At 45.6% G+C, this 19,444-nt stretch carries 16 protein-coding genes; 9 read left to right on the forward strand and 7 right to left on the reverse strand.

Annotation, left to right across the window (positions count from 1 at the left end):
* The first annotated feature begins 184 nt into the window (after positions 1 to 184).
* The 4 genes from HUB64_RS10320 to HUB64_RS10335 all read left to right on the forward strand — a co-directional run bounded on the left by HUB64_RS10320 (position 185) and on the right by HUB64_RS10335 (position 5,609).
* Complete coding sequence (locus HUB64_RS10320; RefSeq protein ID WP_173496941.1) at positions 185 to 2,275, forward strand: TonB-dependent hemoglobin/transferrin/lactoferrin family receptor; 2,091 nt, start codon at positions 185 to 187, stop codon at positions 2,273 to 2,275.
* A 35-nt stretch (positions 2,276 to 2,310) separates the two neighbouring features.
* Positions 2,311 to 2,892, forward strand: a complete 582-nt coding sequence (hutX, locus tag HUB64_RS10325; RefSeq protein WP_173496942.1) for a heme utilization cystosolic carrier protein HutX — start codon at positions 2,311 to 2,313, stop codon at positions 2,890 to 2,892.
* A gap of 36 nt (positions 2,893 to 2,928) precedes the next feature.
* Positions 2,929 to 3,486, forward strand: coding sequence for a heme utilization protein HutZ (gene hutZ, locus HUB64_RS10330; RefSeq protein WP_173496943.1), 558 nt, complete (start codon positions 2,929 to 2,931; stop codon positions 3,484 to 3,486).
* Positions 3,487 to 3,704: 218 nt separating this feature from the next.
* Entirely contained in the window at positions 3,705 to 5,609 is a 1,905-nt protein-coding gene (locus HUB64_RS10335) for an ABC transporter transmembrane domain-containing protein (RefSeq protein WP_173496944.1), read from the forward strand.
* A gap of 97 nt (positions 5,610 to 5,706) precedes the next feature.
* On the opposite strand, the gene HUB64_RS10340 is transcribed toward HUB64_RS10335, so the two are convergent.
* The 3 genes from HUB64_RS10340 to HUB64_RS10350 all read right to left on the reverse strand — a co-directional run bounded on the left by HUB64_RS10340 (position 5,707) and on the right by HUB64_RS10350 (position 10,935).
* Positions 5,707 to 7,308, reverse strand: coding sequence for an AMP-binding protein (locus HUB64_RS10340; protein ID WP_173496945.1), 1,602 nt, complete (start codon positions 7,306 to 7,308; stop codon positions 5,707 to 5,709).
* A gap of 521 nt (positions 7,309 to 7,829) precedes the next feature.
* Positions 7,830 to 9,302 carry a cytochrome c oxidase accessory protein CcoG gene (ccoG, locus tag HUB64_RS10345; RefSeq protein WP_173246391.1) on the reverse strand — a complete coding sequence of 491 codons (1,473 nt, stop codon included), beginning with the start codon at positions 9,300 to 9,302 and terminating at the stop codon, positions 7,830 to 7,832.
* 172 nt (positions 9,303 to 9,474) lie between these two features.
* Positions 9,475 to 10,935: a sigma-54-dependent Fis family transcriptional regulator gene (locus tag HUB64_RS10350; RefSeq protein ID WP_105250005.1), complete on the reverse strand. Its 1,461-nt coding sequence runs from the start codon at positions 10,933 to 10,935 to the stop codon at positions 9,475 to 9,477.
* A gap of 369 nt (positions 10,936 to 11,304) precedes the next feature.
* Here HUB64_RS10350 and HUB64_RS10355 point away from each other — a divergent pair, with 369 nt between their 5' ends.
* Complete coding sequence (locus HUB64_RS10355) at positions 11,305 to 13,881, forward strand: TonB-dependent siderophore receptor (RefSeq protein WP_173497906.1); 2,577 nt, start codon at positions 11,305 to 11,307, stop codon at positions 13,879 to 13,881.
* Between the two features lie 141 nt (positions 13,882 to 14,022).
* Here HUB64_RS10355 and HUB64_RS10360 read toward each other — a convergent pair whose 3' ends face one another.
* On the reverse strand, positions 14,023 to 14,574 hold the full coding sequence (locus tag HUB64_RS10360) for a thioredoxin family protein (protein WP_113939891.1): 552 nt from the start codon (positions 14,572 to 14,574) through the stop codon (positions 14,023 to 14,025).
* 277 nt (positions 14,575 to 14,851) lie between these two features.
* Here HUB64_RS10360 and HUB64_RS10365 point away from each other — a divergent pair, with 277 nt between their 5' ends.
* A complete protein-coding gene (locus HUB64_RS10365; protein ID WP_105250002.1) occupies positions 14,852 to 15,466 on the forward strand; it encodes a LysE family translocator in 615 nt (204 codons plus the stop codon).
* 92 nt (positions 15,467 to 15,558) lie between these two features.
* Here HUB64_RS10365 and HUB64_RS10370 read toward each other — a convergent pair whose 3' ends face one another.
* Positions 15,559 to 15,879 (reverse strand): DUF3144 domain-containing protein, encoded by a 321-nt coding sequence (locus HUB64_RS10370; protein WP_105250001.1) that lies wholly within the window; start codon positions 15,877 to 15,879, stop codon positions 15,559 to 15,561.
* Between the two features lie 74 nt (positions 15,880 to 15,953).
* Positions 15,954 to 16,517 carry a Tfp pilus assembly protein FimT/FimU gene (locus HUB64_RS10375; protein WP_173496946.1) on the reverse strand — a complete coding sequence of 188 codons (564 nt, stop codon included), beginning with the start codon at positions 16,515 to 16,517 and terminating at the stop codon, positions 15,954 to 15,956.
* Between the two features lie 187 nt (positions 16,518 to 16,704).
* Between HUB64_RS10375 and ung the strand changes: the two genes are divergently transcribed.
* Complete coding sequence (ung, locus tag HUB64_RS10380) at positions 16,705 to 17,370, forward strand: uracil-DNA glycosylase (RefSeq protein WP_173496947.1); 666 nt, start codon at positions 16,705 to 16,707, stop codon at positions 17,368 to 17,370.
* Positions 17,371 to 17,455: 85 nt separating this feature from the next.
* Here the strand turns inward: ung and ispB are convergent, their stop codons facing one another.
* Complete coding sequence (ispB, locus tag HUB64_RS10385; protein ID WP_049821790.1) at positions 17,456 to 18,427, reverse strand: octaprenyl diphosphate synthase; 972 nt, start codon at positions 18,425 to 18,427, stop codon at positions 17,456 to 17,458.
* A 272-nt stretch (positions 18,428 to 18,699) separates the two neighbouring features.
* Between ispB and rplU the strand changes: the two genes are divergently transcribed.
* Positions 18,700 to 19,011 carry a 50S ribosomal protein L21 gene (rplU, locus tag HUB64_RS10390; RefSeq protein WP_006080526.1) on the forward strand — a complete coding sequence of 104 codons (312 nt, stop codon included), beginning with the start codon at positions 18,700 to 18,702 and terminating at the stop codon, positions 19,009 to 19,011.
* 14 nt (positions 19,012 to 19,025) lie between these two features.
* The gene (rpmA, locus tag HUB64_RS10395; RefSeq protein ID WP_006080527.1) at positions 19,026 to 19,280 is read left to right on the forward strand and encodes a 50S ribosomal protein L27; all 255 of its coding nucleotides are present in this window, start codon (positions 19,026 to 19,028) and stop codon (positions 19,278 to 19,280) included.
* Positions 19,281 to 19,444: the final 164 nt, after the last annotated feature.

Below are 19,444 nucleotides of genomic sequence, written 5' to 3' on the forward strand. Positions count from 1 at the left end.
ATCCTACTTTATGGGTACTGATTGCCTTGGGCTCGATCTGGAAGAGGCTCAATCTCGAAAGGGCCAAATCTGGAATGCAACATCTGTAACAGACTAAATCTCGAAAGGATTGGCGTCTGGAAGAGAGTCTAGGCTCAGTAATAAATTGTACGGAAACAGCTGAATATCACTTGAGGATGAAGAGATGAAAAAAAAGCCGTTAGTGATCGCCATGGCGATAGCACTGAGTGGTACGGCCCTAAGTTTTACGTTAGCGGCAGAGGAAAGTGTTAAGCCTGTTGTTCAACAGGATGCGGATAAAAAACTGGTCACAACAGAGTTTGATGAAGTATTAGTGAGTGCAACACGCATCAGTGAAAAAGCCTCCGAAACCAGCCGTAGCGTGGCAGTGGTGGATGAAGAGCAACTTACGGTCGCCCAAGCATCATCAGTTGCCAATGCCCTTAAAAATGAGGCGAATATTACGTTGACCAATGGCCCAAGAGCTTCGTCTCAAGGGGTTGAAATCCGTGGTTTAAGTGGCGATCGTGTGTTGCAAACAATTGACGGCGCAAGACAAAATACCAGCTCTGGTCACAGGGGTACCTACTTTATGGACCCAGAGTTGCTCAAATCCATCGAAGTGCTGCGCGGCCCTGCCAGTAGCTTGTGGGGCAGTGGTGCCCTCGGTGGCGTCGTAGCGCAGAATACTAAGTCGGCACAAGATTTTTTAGCACCAGACGAGACCTTTGGTGGCTATTTCAAACAAGGTTATGAGACCAATGGCTCCCGCACTAAAACCAGTGGCGCTATTTATGGTCAACAAGACAGCATCGATTGGTTACTCAATGGTTCCTATTACGATTCAAACAATATAAAAACCGGTAATGACGAAACTCTAAACAACAGTGCATCCCAAGGCAGCAGTGGTTTAGCTAAATTCGGTTGGCAAGCCGACGAGGCATCACGGTTAGAGTTATCTGCAAGAGCTAGCAAAAACAATGAATTAGTACCGAGCAATCCTTCTGCTGCTGTGAGTAGTTCAGTGCCTTTGGTGCGCCGCAAGACTGACGATCAAAACCTCACCCTAAACTATAGTCTCAATCCTGCTAATAACCCGTATCTGGATACTAAGATGCAAGTGTATTGGAACAGTACCGACTACGATGAAGACCGTATTTCGAAAGGTCAGCAAGACAGTACTGAGTTCAGCACTGTGGGGATTAACCTTAATAACAGTTCGCGTTTAGGCAATACTCTGTTGACCTACGGGGTCGATGGTTTTCGCGATACCATAGAAACGACACGTGATGATTCGGGCCAAGTGGGCCAGCGTCCAGAGAATATTGATGGCGAAACCACAGTATGGGGCGCTTTTACGCGGGCAGATATTGAGTTGACTCAGACGTTAAATCTTGATGCGGGTCTGCGTTATGACAGCTTTAAAAATGACAGTCATAATCTCAACTTATCCTCAGATGACAATGAGTTATCACCATCGCTTGGCTTGGTGTGGCAGACTCAGCCTTGGCTGACCTTAAGCGCCCGTTACGATCAAGCCTTCCGCGCACCTACGGTAGAGGAAATGTTTTCCAGCGGCACCCATTATTGTATCCCGCCAATCCCCGGATTTTTACCCCAAGGTTTATGTAACACCTTCGCGGTGAATTCGGATCTAAAAGCAGAGACTGCGCGCAATAAAGAAATCAAAGCGGACTTACGTTTCAGTGAGTTAGCGGGTGATGATGAACTGGCGCTAACGTTTAACGTTTTCCGTAACGATGTGGACGATTTTATCGTGCAGCAAGTGTCTAATCCTTGGCGTGGCATTCCTGGATTCGAGCAAACGACCTCATGGAATAACGTTGAAGATGCACGTTTAACAGGTTTTGAAATTAGCGGTCGTTACCGTATTGGCCAAACTCGTTTAGCGATGAATTACGGCCAAACCCATGGCGAAGATCGTCAAACGGGCGATGATATAGAAAATATACCTGCCAATAAGTTCAATGTCGATTTATCCCAAGGCATTATGGAAGGCGACATGAAACTGGGCACTCGCGTCACTTATGTGGCGACTCAGTCGAATACGCCTGATGGCTTTAAAGTGGCGAAATACGACGATTACACCCTATGGGATGTGTATGTTGCGTGGGAGCCGACTATGGGCGCGATGGCGGGTGTGAGAGTGGATTTCGCAATCGAAAATATCGGTGATGAGAAGTATCAACAAGCGTGGCAAACCTTGTATCAACCGGGTCGTAATATGAAGTTATCGGCGCGCTATATGTTCTAAGCCACTCAATAGTCACTACCGCTGGAGACAGTAAAATGAAGATGACACTCGATACCGAGCTCGATGTCGTGCCAGATTTAAACTCTGAGCAACGTCAGCTAAGTGAGCAACAGGCGCAATTGCGACAACGATTTGAGCAACAAGCTGATTTAATGCCGGCGCAGCTCGCCAGTGAATTAGGCATTGCCGAGCTTGAAGTGGTCGCTGCATTGCCGCCCGAACAAGTGGTGTTTGTTCCGTTAACTCAGCTCGATACCTTACTGCAAGCCTTACCCAAATGGGGAAAGTTAACCACTATTGTGATGTTATCTGGCAGCGTATTTGAATTTAAAGGGGATTTCCCCGAGGGAAAATACGCCCACGGTTATTACAACCTCTACAGCAAGGGTGACGGTTTGCATGGTCATCTCAAATTAGATGCCATGAGTGGTATCGCCTTGATCAGCAGACCTTTTAGAGGCAGCGAGAGCCATTCGATTAACTTTTTCGGCAGTGAAGGTGAGGTAGTGTTCAAAGTGTATTTAGGCCGTGATAAACAAAGAGCACTGTTTCCTGAGCAAGTTCGCCAATTTAAAGCGCTCGCGACTGCCTTTGCCTCGGTGCAATCACACCTCTGAATTGAGCATTAACAAAAGTATTAAGGAAAACAGTAAATGAAGTCTGAAATTACCGAACAAGAACAGCGTTTAAGAGACAAACTCTTACCCGAAATCGAAGCCTTTAAACAGCAGCGCGAAACTCTGCAACTGGCCACCATTGGTACAGATGGCCAGCCGAATGCGAGCTATGCGCCCTTCGCTCTGGCTGATGATGGTTTTTATATTTTGGTGAGTGACTTAGCCCGTCACGGTCATAATTTAAAGCACTCATCTAAGATCTCTGTGATGTTAGTTGAAGACGAAACTGCGGCCAAATCGGTTTTTGCCCGCAAGCGTTTAACCTTCGATGCGATTGCCGAGGCAGTGCCTCGCGATACGCCCGCCTTCAGTAAAGGTGTTGGTGTGCTATCGGCACGTTTTGGCGAAATGTCCGATAACCTTGCGGCATTAACCGATTTTAACTTATACAAGCTCGCGCCCCATCAAGGTCTTTACGTGAAAGGTTTTGGCCAAGCATTTAGCCTTAGCGGCGCAGAGTTGTTAGATGTGGATTGGAAACGCGATGGCCACCACGGCACGCCAAAAACGCCGGAAAACAAGCAAGTCGCTTAAGCCGCGCTAAGCGATGGCAATAAAACAAACCCGCACTCGCTGCGGGTTTGTTTTATGCTTTTCTTTTGAGTAAAACCACACAGCCCTTGAATTCCACTGCAAGAGGTAGCATCTCACTTATATGCTTTAAGTCATGCTGCGCGGTTAACGGCTGCAGATGATCCCATTCATGCTGATGTTATATTTGAATTGCCTTACCTACCTCAAGGATGCCACCCGTGACCGAGCCGACAGCTGAACTCGCCAAATCTTCTGAACCCATTAAAGCGGGGGCTGAGCCATTGCCCGAAAAGTTAATTCCAGTCATGCCTACAACAAGCGCTGATGCATCAAAGGCTAAATGGACCTCGGCGCAGCAAAGATCGGTATTGCCTTGGATTATGGGTTTTCTTAAACCCTACAAACTGAAAGTTGTCGCGGCGATTATCTGCTTGATGATAGGGTCGCTCGCTTGGTTATCATTGGGCCAAGGTGTGCGCTTGATGGTCGATGAAGGCTTTGTAAGGGATAATGCGCAGCGGCTGAATGAAATCATACTGTTAGTGCTCGGAATTACCGCCGTCAGTGGCACAGCGGTGTTTTGCCGCTTCTACTTGATGACTTGGCTTGGCGAGCGGGTCAGCGCCGATATTCGTCTAACGGTTTACAATCAACTGCTTAAACTCTCTCCCGCCTTTTACGCTAAGGTACGCACTGGTGAAGTTATCTCCCGTTTTACCGCCGATTCTACTTTGCTACAAACTGTGGTGGGTTCGAGTCTGTCCATGGCGCTGCGCTCTAGCGTAACTGTTCTTGGTGGTTTAGTCATGATGGGTATCACTAGCGTTAAGATGACATTGCTGGTGTTGTTGGCTGTGCCCTTAGTGTTAGGGCCGGTGATCTTTTTCGGCCGTAAAGTCCGTACGCTGGCGCGAGAAAGCCAAGATAGGGTTGCCGATCTCGGCGCTTATGTTGATGAAACGCTTCATGAAATCCATACGGTGCAAGCCTATGGGCATGAAGATAAAGACCGTAGCTTGTTCAATCGCCGCGTCGAAGATGTCATGTCTGCGGCCAGTGGCCGGATCCGTTACCGTGCCTTGCTGATCTCAACTGTGATGTTTTTAAGTATCGCCGCGATTGCTATGGTGACTTGGGTTGGTGCCCACGATGTGATGGTGGGTAAGATGACGGGCGGTGAGTTATCTGCCTTTATGTTTTACGCTGTGATGGTCGCGGGCGCAGTGGCGACGATTAGCGAAGTGATAGGCGAAATTCAGCGGGCTTCTGGCGCCGCCGAACGTTTAATCGAACTGGCTGAAACACAAGTGGATATTCCCGTTGCAACTCATCCTGTGACTTTGCCCGCCAAGGTCAGTGGCGAGTTAATGATTGAAGGGCTCAATTTTGCCTATCCAGAGCATGATGCCTTAGTGCTAAAACAGCTCAATATGGCTATTGCCGCGGGTGAGCGGGTTGCCTTAGTCGGGCCAAGTGGCGCGGGTAAAAGTACCTTGTTCCAGTTATTGCAACGCTTTTATGTGCCTAGCGCTGGCAGTATTCGACTGGAAGGTATTGATATTGCCAATCTTCTTCCGCAGGAGTTGCGGTCGCAGTTTGCTCTAGTGCCGCAGGACTCGGTGATTTTTGCGACTAGCGTACTTGAAAACGTGCGTTATGGTCGAGTCGATGCCACCGAGCAAGAAGTGATAGATGCCTGTATTGCGGCCCGTGCCCACGAGTTTATTAGCGAGTTTACTGAAGGTTATCAAACCTATTTAGGTGAGCGTGGTGTGCGGCTTTCTGGTGGACAAAAGCAACGTATTGCCATTGCGCGGGCGATTTTAGCCAACAGACCGATATTGTTACTCGATGAAGCAACCAGCGCTTTAGATGCGGTAAGCGAGCAGAAAGTGAAGCAAGCGCTGGATGTATTGATGGCGGGTAAAACGACTTTGATTATTGCTCACCGTTTATCGACGGTAATCAATGCCGATAGGATTTTTGTGTTTGATAAGGGCGAGATTGTCGCCAGCGGTCGCCACCAAGAGCTGATGCAATCTAATGCGTTATATCGTGAATTTGCCAGTCTGCAATTGTTAACCGAAGAGGCCAATGCCAGCGCCTTGAATGAGACCATTTAGGTAAAATAAAACCCAGTTGCTAGCTGAAACGCTCAGGCTAGCTTACTGGGTCTTTTATTGTGTTTTTGTTTCTTAGCTTTGCCTTTAAATGCGTTTTTTAAGCTTTATCTTTTAGCTCGCGGCGCAGAATTTTGCCGACGGTACTTTTAGGTAATTGCGCCATAAATTCAATGACTTTTGGCAATTTATAGGCGGTTAACTGCTCGCGGCAATAGGTTAGAATGGCCTCTTTAGCCTGTTGATGATCTTGGCTATCATCCTTAAGCACGATAAAGGCTTTAACCGCTTCGCCCGAGTGTTCATCTTTTACTCCCACCACGGCGCATTCGATCACATTAGGGTGGCTCGCTAGGACGTTTTCCACTTCGTTGGGATAGACATTAAAACCTGAGACTATGATCATATCTTTTTTACGATCAACTATTTGGTGGAAACCTTCCGCTGTTGCTATGGCAATATCCCCAGTTTTGAAGAAGCCATCTTGAGTCATAGCATTGGCGGTTTCCTGCGGATTATTCCAATATCCCCGCATGACTTGTGGGCCGCCTGCAGCTAATTCTCCGGCCGTACCTAAGGGCACTTCAATGTCGTTTTCATCTAAGAGTTTAACCTCAGTGCCAATCACAGGTTTACCAATAGTGCCTAGTTTTTGATAACCGGGTGCATTGAGTGAAATCACCGGCGAAGTTTCAGATAGCCCATAACCTTCACTGATCATGTTGCCTGTCGTCTGTTGCCAAATGTTGGCCGCCGCGGCCGTCAGTGCTGTGCCGCCCGAGATGGTGATTTTTAAATGGCTAAAGTCGAGTGCTTTAAACTCGGGTTGATGGCATAGGGCGACAAACAGAGTATTGAGTCCTGCAAATCCAGTGAAGGGATATTTGGCGAGTGTCTTAATTAAGCCGCTAATATCCCGTGGATTTGGAATTAATACCGAGCAGCCGCCACACTCGAAATACAGCACTAAGTTCACCATAAATGCATAAATATGGTAAATCGGTAGCGGTGCAACGAAGATATCTTCCCCTTCGGTGATCACGCTCGCGATGCGGGATTTTACCTGCGCCGCATTAGCGAGCATATTGCCGTGGGTCAACATGGCACCTTTAGATAATCCAGTGGTGCCGCCCGTATATTGCAACGCCGAGAGGTCGTCGAGATTTGAGATAAATCGGCTAAAGGGGAGTTCTGCGCCTTGTTTTAAAATTTGGCAAAACTCCACATTCTTCAGGCCTGTCTTAGGCTGTACGTGCGGATCGATCAAATCTAAAGGGTGGGTTGAAATGACATATTCTATTTTGGTGCTGTCGATGACTTTGGCTAAGGTCGGTAATAGATCGGATAACACCACGATCGCTTTGGCACCAGAATCATTGAACTGATGGATGAGCTCACGCTCGGTATACAGGGGATTAGTGTTAACTAAGATAAGCCCAGCCCTGATTGCGCCGTAGGCCGCGATGACAAATTGGGTGATATTAGGCAATTGAATGGCGATGCGATCGCCCGGTTTGAGTGTGGTCTTATTCTGTAAATAGGCGGCAAAGTAACGAGAATCGCGTTCTATCTCGTTAAAACTGCTGGTTTTACCGAGACAGGCATAGGCGGGTTTATCACCGTAACGCAGGCTAGTTTTCTCGATCAGATCGACCAGTGATGAGTAGTTTAGTTTGAGTTGAGAGTCTTGATCGTATGCCATGCTGAACTACCTCAAAGATGATGTTTATTAGTTGTTATTATTTTGGAGTTAAACAGGTGTTTAGATTAGAGGGTGTTAGCACTAGAGGTCAATGCTTATCGCGAAAAACATCTTTATGCCAATAACGGTATCTTTATGTAACAAATAGTATTTTTACTCTAAAGCTGAGTGCTTAACTATAGCTTAGTTATCTTAGAAGCTTAGTTAACTAATGAACCACAAAACCTAAATAAGAGTTGAAGGAAAGATAATTTAAAATTTGTAACCGTTATGTTTCTAAGGATTGAGATTAAATGTGCTCAATTTGCTTTGTCTATGCGCCGTTTAACGGGGAAATTTTCAGCTTTGTAGGCGTTTAAGGTTTAATTCCGATGTATGAGACGTTAAAGATCTGGTTGTCTTTGGGGATGAATATCTGCCTTTAACCGGCGCTTGAGTTGATTCCTCAAGCGCCGATTGGCTAGTTAATTTGATGATGACCAATGTTACGGTAACTCATATTAAGCGCTAAAAGCTTAGTGCTAAGGACTGAAGAATCCGGTTTCTTGGCTCACTTGTTGTGTTGGCTGTTTAACATCCGTCACCGAGAATTGGATAATTTTGCGCCCCGAGGGGATGGCATCCTTATCGGCTAATACTGTGACGGGATAGTCCACTTGTTCACCCGCTGCCAAGGTAATAATAGGATCGGCAATCAAGCTAAAGGGCATTTCACTGTCGACGGCGAGTTGATATTGCTTAGTATCTTGTGTCTTGTTGCGGATCTTCAGCTGATAGGTATTTTCAACTTTATTATCCGAGGTTTCACGGTACAAGCTTTGACGATCACGGATCACGTTAAGCTGGATCTCGCTGCGGCTATTTAAGTCTAACCCTATGACGATAAACATGATAATGACCGCTGCACCGTAGCCTAAGAAACGCGGCGAGCGCCAATAGGAGTAATTCACTCCCTTAAGATCATTTTCACTCATATAGCCGATAAGATTCTGCTTGTAATCGAACTTCAACATAGTCTCATTACAGGCATCGACACAGGCGCCACAGTTAATGCACTCATATTGCAAGCCGTTACGAATATCTATCCCTGTCGGGCAAACTTCGACACACAAATTACAGTCAACACAGTCACCTAAAGTATGGTTATCTTGATTGTTCTCTTGTTTACGTTTGCGAGGGCCACGGGCTTCACCGCGCTGTGCATCATAGGTCACGGTTTTAGTGTTGGCATCGAACATCACAGCTTGGAAACGTGAATAGGGGCAGCAATGTAAGCACATTTGCTCGCGCATCCAGCCCGCATTGAGATAAGTACAAATGGCGAAAAACCACACCCAGCTTGTCACCCAGAAGCTGGCATTACCCGTCAAGATGTCCACATAAAGTTCGCGGGCGGGAATAAAATAACCGATAAAACCACAGCCAGTGAGCAGAGCTGTTAGACCCCAAAGTAAGTGTTTTGCACTTCTTTTACCGATTTTACTGCTAGACCAAGGGGCTTTGTCGAGCTGCTTACGTTTATTACTGCTGCCTTCGATGCGCGTTTCTATCCACACATAGATAAAGGTCCACGCCGTTTGTGGGCAAAGGTAACCGCACCAAACACGGCCCCAAAATACGGTAATGAAAAACAGACCGAAGGCGGCGGCGATAAAAATCCATGCCAGCAAGGTAAAGTCCTGTGGCCAGAGCGTGATACCAAAGAAAAAAAACTGTTGTTGGCTGATATCTAACAGTATTGCTTGGCGGCCATCAATAGAGATAAACGGCAGGGCGAAAAACATCACGATCAATAGGCTATTCATCATGGTTCGCAGGCGCTGAAAATCACCTTTTTGCTCACGAAAATGGATATTGCCAGAGGGGAGACGGCTTTTTGCTGCGGTTTCAGTAGAGAGGTTTTTAACCGGAATGTGTAGCTCTACTGAGGCAGGTTTCGCGCCCACACTCTTATTTACACTTGGAGAATTTGGGGTAACTTCGCTCTTGGGCATAAAGGGTCCTAACGGCTTAAATAAGATTCGCCTCCCTATAGCAAGCGCTAGGCCAAGTTTTAATTGGCTCAACATCATGATATTTATAATTATTTTTTGATTGGAACTAGATGGAGAACACGATATATCACACATTGGCGATATATCGCGTTTTTAGTGTGCTCGTTTTGAATTAGATTTCACTCGATTGACGCTGGATCCCCAGTTTTTTCATTCGCGATCTCAGTGTACTTGCGGGCACACCGAGGACATTCGCTGCGCCGAGTGGGCCGGATATGCGCCAGTTTAAGCGCTTAAGGGTTTGTTCTATATGCAGCGCTTCCGCTTCTGCTAAGGTTTGCCCTTGGGTTTGAGCTAAGGGATTATTGCTCGGCATAGCGTGGATCTGCAGAATATCTCCTTGGGATAGAATGGCTTCGCGTTCGAGGATATTTTGCAGTTCGCGCACATTGCCCGGCCAAGTATAAGCCATGAGTTTTTGTAGCCCTTTTTGGCTCACTCCACGAATTTTTTTACCTAGCTTACGATTCAAGTTGTGCAGAATATGGCTGACGAGTTCGGGAATATCTTCGATTCTTGCGCGCAGTGGTGGTACTTGAATAGGGAATACATTCAAACGGTAATAGAGATCCATCCTAAATAATCCCTGTTCGACTCGCTTGAGTAAATCGTGGTGACTGGCGGCGACTAAGCGAATATCCACTTGAATGGTTTCGCTGCCACCGAGACGTTCGAAGGATTGTTCTTGGATGACTCGCAGTAGCTTTGATTGGGCTTCTAAACTGAGTTCAGCGACTTCGTCGAGGAACAGTGTGCCTTGATGAGCAAGTTCGAAGCGACCTTTACGGCGGCTTGTGGCGCCAGTAAATGCCCCCTTCTCGTGACCAAAGAGTTCACTTTCTAGTAAAGATGCCGAAAACGCGGCACAGTTGACACTGATCATGGGTTTATCTTTGCGGCGACTGAGCTGATGTAAGTTACGGGCAACGAGTTCTTTTCCTGTGCCATTTTCACCACAAATGAGCACAGTACTGTCGGTATTGGCCACCATGTGCAATTGCTGGATCATATGGCGGATCACTGTACTGGCACCCGAAATATCCACATCACCCGTTTTGTCTGCCAACTCTGCCTGTAGATAATGATTTTCAGAGGCGAGTCGCTCCGAGAGTGCTTGTACTTGGGCTAGGGCTTGGCGTAATGACTGCTCTGTTTGTTTTTGAATACTAATGTCACGAAATATCGCGACTACGCCAATCAGTTGATTGTCACGGTAAACAGGGGTGGAACTGTAATGAACGGGGAAGCTACTGCCATCTTTACGCCAAAATACATCGTGGGTGATTTCTCGGGTGATCCCATCCTTTAAGGTGTTGTAAATTGGACAATCCTCTTGGGGATAATGACTGCCATCTGCATGGCTGTGATGATGGCAGTTATGGATGTTTTTACCGAGTAGCTCTTCATTCTTCCAACCCGTCATGCGTTCGGCTGCCGGATTGATAAACACCGCATTACCGCTTAAATCAAATCCATAAATACCTTCGCCGACAGCGTTGAGCAATAACTGGTTTTCCGGTAAGAAATGCTTATCTATCGATTTTTCATTATTGACTGAAATCTTATTGGTCATCTGTCTTACTCTGGTTTTGGCGGTATTTTCTGAGTATACCTTAAGTACTGTGACGCGATATATCGTGTTTTTGATTATGCCCTTTAAGCATTTTTTCTTTGGTGATTTTTCTGTTCACACTTTTTGCCGTTCGAGTACATTTTACTTGGTGCCATACTCTAAAAAATATTTTCATCTAAGAAATTGATATAAAAGATAAATGACTAATATTCATTCAAAAGTCTGATTTAACATTGGATATTGTTTAATTTGTGTTATAAAAATGTTTGTGTAATGTGATTTTGTGTTGGCCGTGGTAGCAAGGTTTAGGGACGAGAATCGCACAAAGCAGGTCAGGTATTCTAAAAATAATAAGCAGTTGGGATGAATATGATGACCTCAAAGAAGCAGAAGTTTGGATTAAGTGCAGTGAGTTTGGCGATTACTCTAGCCTTGTCTGGTAGTTTAATCAGTCCGCAGGCAATAGCAGAAGAAGATGAGACGGCTGTTAAAAATGAGAACGTTGAAAAAATTGCAGTTGTAGGGTCCCGTGCTGCGCCACGCTCAATCGGCGATTCCCCCGTTCCTATTGATATTATTAGTAGTGACGACCTTAAAAAAAATGGTTCGACTGACATGATTGATATGTTAGTGACTTCGGTGCCATCGTTTAACTCACGCGCTCAACCCATTAGTGATGCAGCAACCTTAGTTCGTCCCGTTAATTTACGGGGTTTGCCATCAGACAGCACGCTAGTGCTAGTCAACGGTAAGCGTCGTCACCGTGCATCTGTGATTGCGTTCCAAGGTGGTGGTATTAACGATGGCGCTCAAGGTCCTGATATCTCAGTTATTCCTGGTTCTGCATTAAAGCAAGTTGAAGTATTGCGCGACGGCGCTGCGGCGCAGTATGGGTCGGATGCGATTGCCGGAGTCATGAACTTTGTTTTAAAAGATAATTCCGAGGGTGGTTCCATCACTGTGACCCAAGGAGAATATTACGAGGGTGATGGTGCTACGACTACGGTCGAAGGTGATGTCGGTTTACCTGTGACTGAAAATGGCTTCGTCAATTTAAGCTTCCAGTATAAAAATGCTGACTCCACTAGCCGAAGTGTGCAGCGTCCTGATGCGGCTAACTTAGCCGAGCAGGGTAATACCGCGATCAATGACCCCGCTCAAGTGTGGGGTAATCCTGAAATTAATGATGACTATTCAGTGTTCATCAACTCAGGCTTAGACATTAATGCCAACATGCATGCTTATGCCTTTGGTAATCTGTCTTCCCGCGATGCCGTGGGAGGCTTCTATTATCGTTACCCGCAAAATCGTAGCAATGTGTATTCCAATGATGGTGGTCAGAATTTACTTGTGGGCGCTGTAAATGGTGATCCATCAACATGTGGACTCGTACCTATCCCTAAAAATGCTGATGGAAGTGACGGCAACGTACTCGACACTGATGCATACAAGGCGATGGTTGCCGACCCAAATTGCTTTGCTATGAACCAGATATTTCCAGGTGGCTATACGCCACAGTTCACCGGCACCATTGAAGATATGTCCTTCTTCGCAGGTGTAAAAGGCGATATCGGTGAATGGAATTATGATTTCAGTGCTGGTACTGGGGCGAACAAAGCCAGTTTTGGTCTTAAAAATTCGTTGAATCCATCACTGGGATTAGATACCCCGACGGATTTTGATACGGGGGCTTATGAGCAAGTTGAAACTACCGTTAACCTCGATTTCTCGCGCTTCATAACCTTAGGAGGCATTGAAGACATTAGTTTTGCTTCTGGTTTTGAATGGCGAAATGAGTCGTTTGAGATTTCTCAAGGTGATGAAGCCTCGTGGATTGCTGGCCCTTATGCTAGCCAAGGTTTCAACATTGGTGCGCACGGTTTTAAAGGCTTTGGCCCAGAGTCTGCGGGTAAAAACTCACGTCATAACATAGGTATTTATACTGATTTAGAAGCTTATTTAAGTGATGACTGGTTACTCGGTTTAGCACTGCGCTACGAAGACTTTTCAACCTTTGGTGATACGTTAAATTACAAATTGACGTTGCAGTATTCTGCAACGGATGAATTGTCGTTCCGCGCCTCACACAGCACCGGCTTTCGTGCTCCAACGGTTGGCCAAGAAAACGTGGTGAATACCCAGACATCGATCATCGATGGTGAATTGATCCAGACCTTTATTGCCCCCCCAACCGATCCGCTTGCGGCATTTTATGGTGGTGAAGTGTTAAAGCCAGAAGAGTCGATTAGTTATGCGATTGGGGCTGTATATGAGTACGAAAGCTTCTTCTTAACGGTCGATTACTACAACATTGGCGTAGAGGGCCGTATTGCACAGTCGAGTAAGATTGATGTTGAGGCTAAAGATTATGATGCCTTACGTGCCGCTGGGGTTGAGTTCCCTGAGTTAATCCAAGGTGTGAGCTATTACACCAATGACTTTGATACTACGACTCAAGGTATCGATATCGTCGCCTCCTATGATGCGGAAATTCTATCGGGTAATGCTAAGTTCAGTCTTGCCTATGGTTGGACCGATACCAGCGTTGATAAGTTTGATCTTAAAACGACCGATGCGGGTAAAGTTCGTCGATTAGAAGATGGTATCCCCGCACATCGTGCCACCTTAACTTGGGCACAGTCATGGGACAAGTTAACCCTGTCACTGCGTGGTAACTATTTTGGTGAGTACTATGCGACTCATGCTGACGATACCTCTGATTGGGGCTCTGAAATGGCTGATGCTGCGGTGACCGTCGATCTTGAAATGAGCTATCAATTACTTGATGGCTTAACGCTGGCTGTGGGGGCTAATAATCTATTTGATCAAGAAGCGCAAAAGCTGAAAGAAGGGACCTTGGGTGAACTCGGTGGCGTTTATTATGAAAGTGGGCCATTCGATTACAACGGCGGTTTCTACTATGGTCGAGTGAATTACCGTTTTTAATGAGTAAGCCAATTTATAGAAGCGATTTCTAACCCACCTTTCAAGAAATTTGGCTTTTATAAATAGAAGTGAAGTAAGCAAAAAGGCTGCAATGCAGCCTTTTTTATTCGTATTTGACTCGTCCTAAATATGGTTTAGTGCTTAGTTACGATTCGTTTGCGCGGCAACTAAACCATTTAACACATCACTCATACTGAGTTTTGACGGCAAGAGAATTCCATTGGGGGCGCTTGGACCATAAATTTTATTGTAGGGCGTGCCGGGCACTCCTTCGTGGCGCATATAGGTTTCAATCGTTTTATTCGCCTCACTCCAGTTACCTTGCATCAGAATGATATTGTCGGCCATCAAGGCATTTACAATTTGCTCCCTGTGGGTGACTTCCGCTTTATTCGTTTGGCAGATGGTGCACCAATCAGAGGTAATATCGACAAAGACGGTATAGCCTTGGGCAACCAGAGGCGCGATTTTCTCTGGGGCTAAGGTGTGCCATTGTAGTTTTTGATAGGCTTGGTAATCCTCGCTTTTGTGCACAAATCCAATAATAGCACTGAGCCCTAAGGCGAAAAATCCCAGCACAAAAATCACCGTCAGCGGTATGGTTTTACCTTTTTGTCTTTGCCAAAGCAGTAATAAGATCGCACCTATTAATAGGCAAAGAATAAAAATACTGATCAGCGTTATAGTGTTCATAAAATTTCCTGATTGAGAATCGCCTTTGTGATAATAGCGATGAAGGCTTAGGTATTAAGGTTTGGCTATAAAGACTTAGGTTAGCGCTAATCTTAGCGGTTAACGGCTTAAATCAGTGTGAATTTATGGGATTATCGCATTTGGGGTTCTCTTAAATGACTGTTCATTTATTGAAAATGGATTTATTAGCGTTAACGCCTTGATGACGCGATGTTAGAATAGCAAGCAAGTTTAAGGCCCAGCAGTGGGCTTTTTTATTCGGCGAAAGGTGTCATCAATGAGTTGGAGTACTTGGTTAGGTTTATTGGCTATTTGTTGTTTGGGGGCTATGTCGCCGGGCCCAAGTTTGACTATGGTAGTACGTCATACTTTAGGTGGTGGGCGGGGGAAGGGTATCGTCTGTGCTTGGGCACACTCGATAGGGATTGGGATCTATGCGCTGGTGACGTTACTGGGCTTAGCCGTAGTTCTTAAAAAGGCGCCCTTAGTCTTTAATGGCATTGCGATTCTCGGTGCCTTATACCTTGCTTGGATGGGAGTTCAAGCGCTGCGTTCTAATGGAGGTATGCAAGCTAAATTGGCTGCAGGGGAGGCGACAGATACCTTAACCGCAGCCCGTGATGGTATCGCTATTTCTTTATTCAACCCTAAGATAATGCTATTTTTTCTTGCGTTATTCAGCCAATTTGTGATGGTCGCCGACAGCATGACGGCTAAAGCATTAATTGTTTTTACACCGTTAGTGGTCGATGGTCTTTGGTACACCTTGATAGCCTTATTGCTATCCCACTCGAGTGTGTTGCCTAAGTTGAGAGAAAAAGCGGGGTTAATTGATAAGTTATCCGGCGTAGTATTGATATTGCTGGCGATCCGTGTGGTGTACACGCTTTAGTTATCTATCTAAAATTATTGGTTTTAAATAACAAACACGCCATCAATCGATGGCGTGTTTGTTTATGGCTATGCATTTAAATCAAGGCGTGATTAGCCTTTAAACATTTGCACAGAATTATCAGCTTCTTCTGCCACACTTTCTTGGATAATGGGTGGGTTGGCAATGTGGTCGTCTAAGTTGTCACTCAGCATTTCTTTGAATTCACTGCTAAACCATTCTAATGCGCTCTCTTTTTCTGCACCGAGATCCGCTGATTTAATCGCGGCTTCGAAGGCATTAAAACGTGCTGCGGCAAAACGGAGTGCTGTGCCAACTTTACCTACATCTGCTTCTTGTTGGCTTAGCTGATTGGCTAAGGCAATAAACTGATCGGCAAGTTCGTAAATGGTGGTGCTGCTCGTGTCGGTCATGGCGTTCACTCTAAAAAAGTAACAGATTAAAGTTCGATTCTAACTTAATTGGTGTAAGAAGGAATCGTCAGGCATTAACTATTGGGATCTGTGTCGGTAATGACGACTCCTGTGTGGGAGTCATAATTAATCGACAGTTTATCGTTTGTTCGATACAAATAAGTGCACTGGCCAGGATCGGTATAACTGGCTTTATAGTCGGTTTCAGTCGCATCAATATTCAAGCGCGAGACACTCGGCTGGGCATTTTGAAATAATACTTCCCATACCGATATACAGTCTTCAACATTATCGAGTGCCGGAGAGGCCTCATTGCCATGGATATAGTGTTGTGCTGGCCAACCGAAGGCGTTGAAATCTATTTGTTCGGATTGTGCCGTACCAAATACGGGTAAATCCTCTTTTGGACCTGAGCCCACTTTTACAGCCCATACGGAACGTGCCAGATTGATGGCTGATTTAAAGCTTCCGCCTGCCGCTTTAACGGTTGCAATTTGCGCATCTTGTTGCACATTGATAAATTTTGGCAGGGCCACTACGGCTAAAATACCGAGCACTATGATGACCACCACAAGTTCAATTAAGGTGAAACCCGTTTGATGTCTTTGAATTGATTTATCAGAATGTTGGATCATCATTACGTATCAGAGTGTGCGAGAATGGGCGCACTATATCACTTAATTTCGAATGTTTTAAATTGAAAGTCTTAACGTGAGACCTAGCAGGTTTAGTGGTATTACTTAGCGGCAGGTAAGGTCTGTAAACTTGCCATACTACTACAGGACTTTTAAGCTAACCCGATTATAGAATTGAGGAAGTAAAATAGTGACTCAGGCGACATGGCAAACATTTATCGATGAGCAAAGAGCTTTGCCTTATTTTCAGCAACTAAGCGCATTTGTTGATAATGAACGCAGGGCTGGGAAAGTGGTTTATCCATCTGAGGCTGATGTTTTCAATGCTTTTAGTATGACGCCCCTTGAACAAGTCAGAGTGGTTTTGATTGGCCAAGATCCCTATCACGGCCCAGATCAAGCCCATGGTTTATGTTTTTCGGTTAAACGCGGGATAAAACCACCGCCATCTTTAGCCAATATGTACAAAGAATTAGCGACGGATATTGAAGGTTTTGTTGTGCCATCCCATGGTGATTTATCTGCATGGGCGGAGCAGGGGATACTGATGCTCAATACTGTGCTGACCGTTGAGCAAGGCAAGGCGCATTCCCATGCCAAAGCCGGGTGGGAAGTCTTTACGACTGCGGTGCTGGAATTATTAAATCGGCAGACCCAGCCGATTATTTTCGTGCTTTGGGGCAGTCATGCCATTAAAAAGGGCCAAGTCGTTAACGCACCGCAACATCAAGTGCTCACAGGACCACATCCTTCACCTTTATCGGCTTATCGCGGTTTTTTTGGTTGTGGGCATTTCTCTCAAGTGAATCAATTATTGCTTGAGCGAGGCGAAACGCTGATCCTTTGGCAGGTTTGATTTTAGGATTGCGGTTAAAGCAATAAAAAAGGTCTTACTGAGTAAGACCTTTATTTTTTTGGGGCGAAACTACATTAGTTAGCAATCAGTGGTTTCTGTCGACCGAAATCTTAGCTAGCGTTACTAAGGCTTGCTTATAGTCGCTATCGGGTAAAGCAGATAATGCCGCGATGGCTTTCTCTGATTCTTCAATTGCTTTTTGTTGGGTGTAGTTTAACGCGCCGCAATGGTGCAGTGCTGCTACGATTTTATCTATGGCCTGAGTACCATCACCTTGCTCAATTGCTTGACGTATGAGCTGTTTCTCTTCGTCTGTGCCATGGGCAATGGCATAGATGAGTGGCAGAGTCGGTTTACCTTCGGCAAGGTCATCGCCAATATTCTTTCCTAGCTCGTCACTGTCGGCGGTATAGTCGAGTAAGTCGTCGGTGAGCTGAAAGGCGGTGCCGAGATACTTACCATAGTTGCCTAAGGCGGTTTCTTGCTCAGGCGTTGCACCTGCTAGCACGCCCGCGAGTAGCGTAGCGGCTTCAAATAACTTGGCTGTTTTGCAATAAATGACCCGCATATAGCTTTCTTCAGTGGTGTCTGGGTCATTGCAATTCATCAGCTGTAAGACTTCGCCCTCGGCCAACACGTTAGTCGTATCAGCTAACACTCTGAGCACTTTCATGTTGTCAAGTTCGGTCATCATCTGGAATGAGCGGGTATAAAGGAAATCCCCGACTAGCACACTGGCACTATTGCCAAACAGTGCATTGGCGGTTTCTCGTCCGCGGCGTAACGTCGATTCATCAACGACATCATCATGGAGCAATGAGGCTGTATGGATAAACTCAATAATCGCCGCTAGCTTAAGATGTGCTTCGCCTTCGTAGCTCACCGCACGTGCGGCTAAAACCGACAGCAGAGGACGAAGACGTTTACCACCACCATTAATAATGTAAAAACCTAATTGATTAATTAGGGCGACATCTGATTCAAGCTGTTTATATATCAGCTGATTGACTGCTTGCATATCAGTGTCAGCCAGTTGACGAATAGCGTTTAAATCCATAATAGACTCTGGTTGTGGGGTCATTACGTACCCGGCCCCTGTTTAGGCTCACGTGTTATAATGAAATGAATTTTACCTAAAATTCTGACATATGACAGCACTAGCTCAACTAATGTGAGAGTTAATCCGGTCTTTTTTTATTCTTTCTTAATTAGGGCTTGCCAGAGTTGGATTCTTCGCGTAAACTCCGCGCCCATTGTCAATAAAGTTTTTGTAGCACCCTGCCTCATCCAAGAATGAGCCCGCGTGTTAGGAATTGGAGTAAAATAGCTATGTACGCTGTTTTTCAAAGTGGTGGTAAACAACACCGTGTAGCTGAAGGCCACACAGTACGTTTAGAAAAGTTAGAAGTTGCAACTGGCGAAACTATCGAGTTCGATCAAGTTCTTTTGATCGCTGATGGCGAAACAGTGCATGTTGGTGCTCCTTTAGTGGCTGGCGGTAAAGTCGTTGCTGAAGTTGTAAGTCACGGTCGTGGCGATAAAGTTACTATCGTTAAGTTCCGTCGTCGTAAGCACCACGACAAGAAAATGGGCCACCGTCAGTGGTTCACTGAAGTTAAAATTACTGCTATCAACGCATAATAGGAGTCTAACTCATGGCACATAAAAAAGCTGGCGGTTCTACTCGTAACGGCCGCGATTCAGAAAGTAAACGTCTAGGTGTTAAGCGCTTTGGCGGTGAATCAGTTCTAGCTGGTAACATTATTGTTCGTCAACGTGGTACTAAATTCCACGCTGGTGTAAACGTAGGTATTGGTCGTGACCATACTCTGTTTGCTCTGACTGACGGTAAAGTTAAATTCGAAGTTAAAGGCGCTAATAACCGTAAGTTTATTAGCATCGAAGCTTAACTTTCGAACCTAGCTTATACTGTTAAAGCCCCGCCATTGGTGGGGCTTTCTGTTTTTTGTGCTTCTATTTACGCCGTGTAGATGCTTGAGTTGGTAAATGATTACCAAGAATGAGCATTGACAGGTAAGATTGGGAGCAAAGTATCTCGAGTTTTTTGGCGACC

The organism is Shewanella sp. ISTPL2, assembly GCF_013283205.1.
In the GTDB taxonomy this organism is placed as follows: Bacteria; Pseudomonadota; Gammaproteobacteria; order Enterobacterales; family Shewanellaceae; genus Shewanella; species Shewanella oncorhynchi.

Excerpts from the sequence above, each read along its gene's own strand:
- HUB64_RS10320 (WP_173496941.1), top strand. The coding sequence starts at position 185 with ATGAAAAAAAAGCCGTTAGTGATCGCCATGGCGATAGCACTGAGTGGT.
- hutX (WP_173496942.1), top strand. The coding sequence starts at position 2,311 with ATGAAGATGACACTCGATACCGAGCTCGATGTCGTGCCAGATTTAAAC.
- hutZ (WP_173496943.1), top strand. The coding sequence starts at position 2,929 with ATGAAGTCTGAAATTACCGAACAAGAACAGCGTTTAAGAGACAAACTC.
- HUB64_RS10340 (WP_173496945.1), bottom strand. The coding sequence starts at position 7,308 with ATGGCATACGATCAAGACTCTCAACTCAAACTAAACTACTCATCACTG.
- ccoG (WP_173246391.1), bottom strand. The coding sequence starts at position 9,302 with ATGCCCAAGAGCGAAGTTACCCCAAATTCTCCAAGTGTAAATAAGAGT.
- HUB64_RS10350 (WP_105250005.1), bottom strand. The coding sequence starts at position 10,935 with ATGACCAATAAGATTTCAGTCAATAATGAAAAATCGATAGATAAGCAT.
- HUB64_RS10355 (WP_173497906.1), top strand. The coding sequence starts at position 11,305 with ATGATGACCTCAAAGAAGCAGAAGTTTGGATTAAGTGCAGTGAGTTTG.
- HUB64_RS10360 (WP_113939891.1), bottom strand. The coding sequence starts at position 14,574 with ATGAACACTATAACGCTGATCAGTATTTTTATTCTTTGCCTATTAATA.
- HUB64_RS10365 (WP_105250002.1), top strand. The coding sequence starts at position 14,852 with ATGAGTTGGAGTACTTGGTTAGGTTTATTGGCTATTTGTTGTTTGGGG.
- HUB64_RS10370 (WP_105250001.1), bottom strand. The coding sequence starts at position 15,879 with ATGACCGACACGAGCAGCACCACCATTTACGAACTTGCCGATCAGTTT.
- HUB64_RS10375 (WP_173496946.1), bottom strand. The coding sequence starts at position 16,517 with ATGATGATCCAACATTCTGATAAATCAATTCAAAGACATCAAACGGGT.
- ispB (WP_049821790.1), bottom strand. The coding sequence starts at position 18,427 with ATGGATTTAAACGCTATTCGTCAACTGGCTGACACTGATATGCAAGCA.
- rplU (WP_006080526.1), top strand. The coding sequence starts at position 18,700 with ATGTACGCTGTTTTTCAAAGTGGTGGTAAACAACACCGTGTAGCTGAA.
- rpmA (WP_006080527.1), top strand. The coding sequence starts at position 19,026 with ATGGCACATAAAAAAGCTGGCGGTTCTACTCGTAACGGCCGCGATTCA.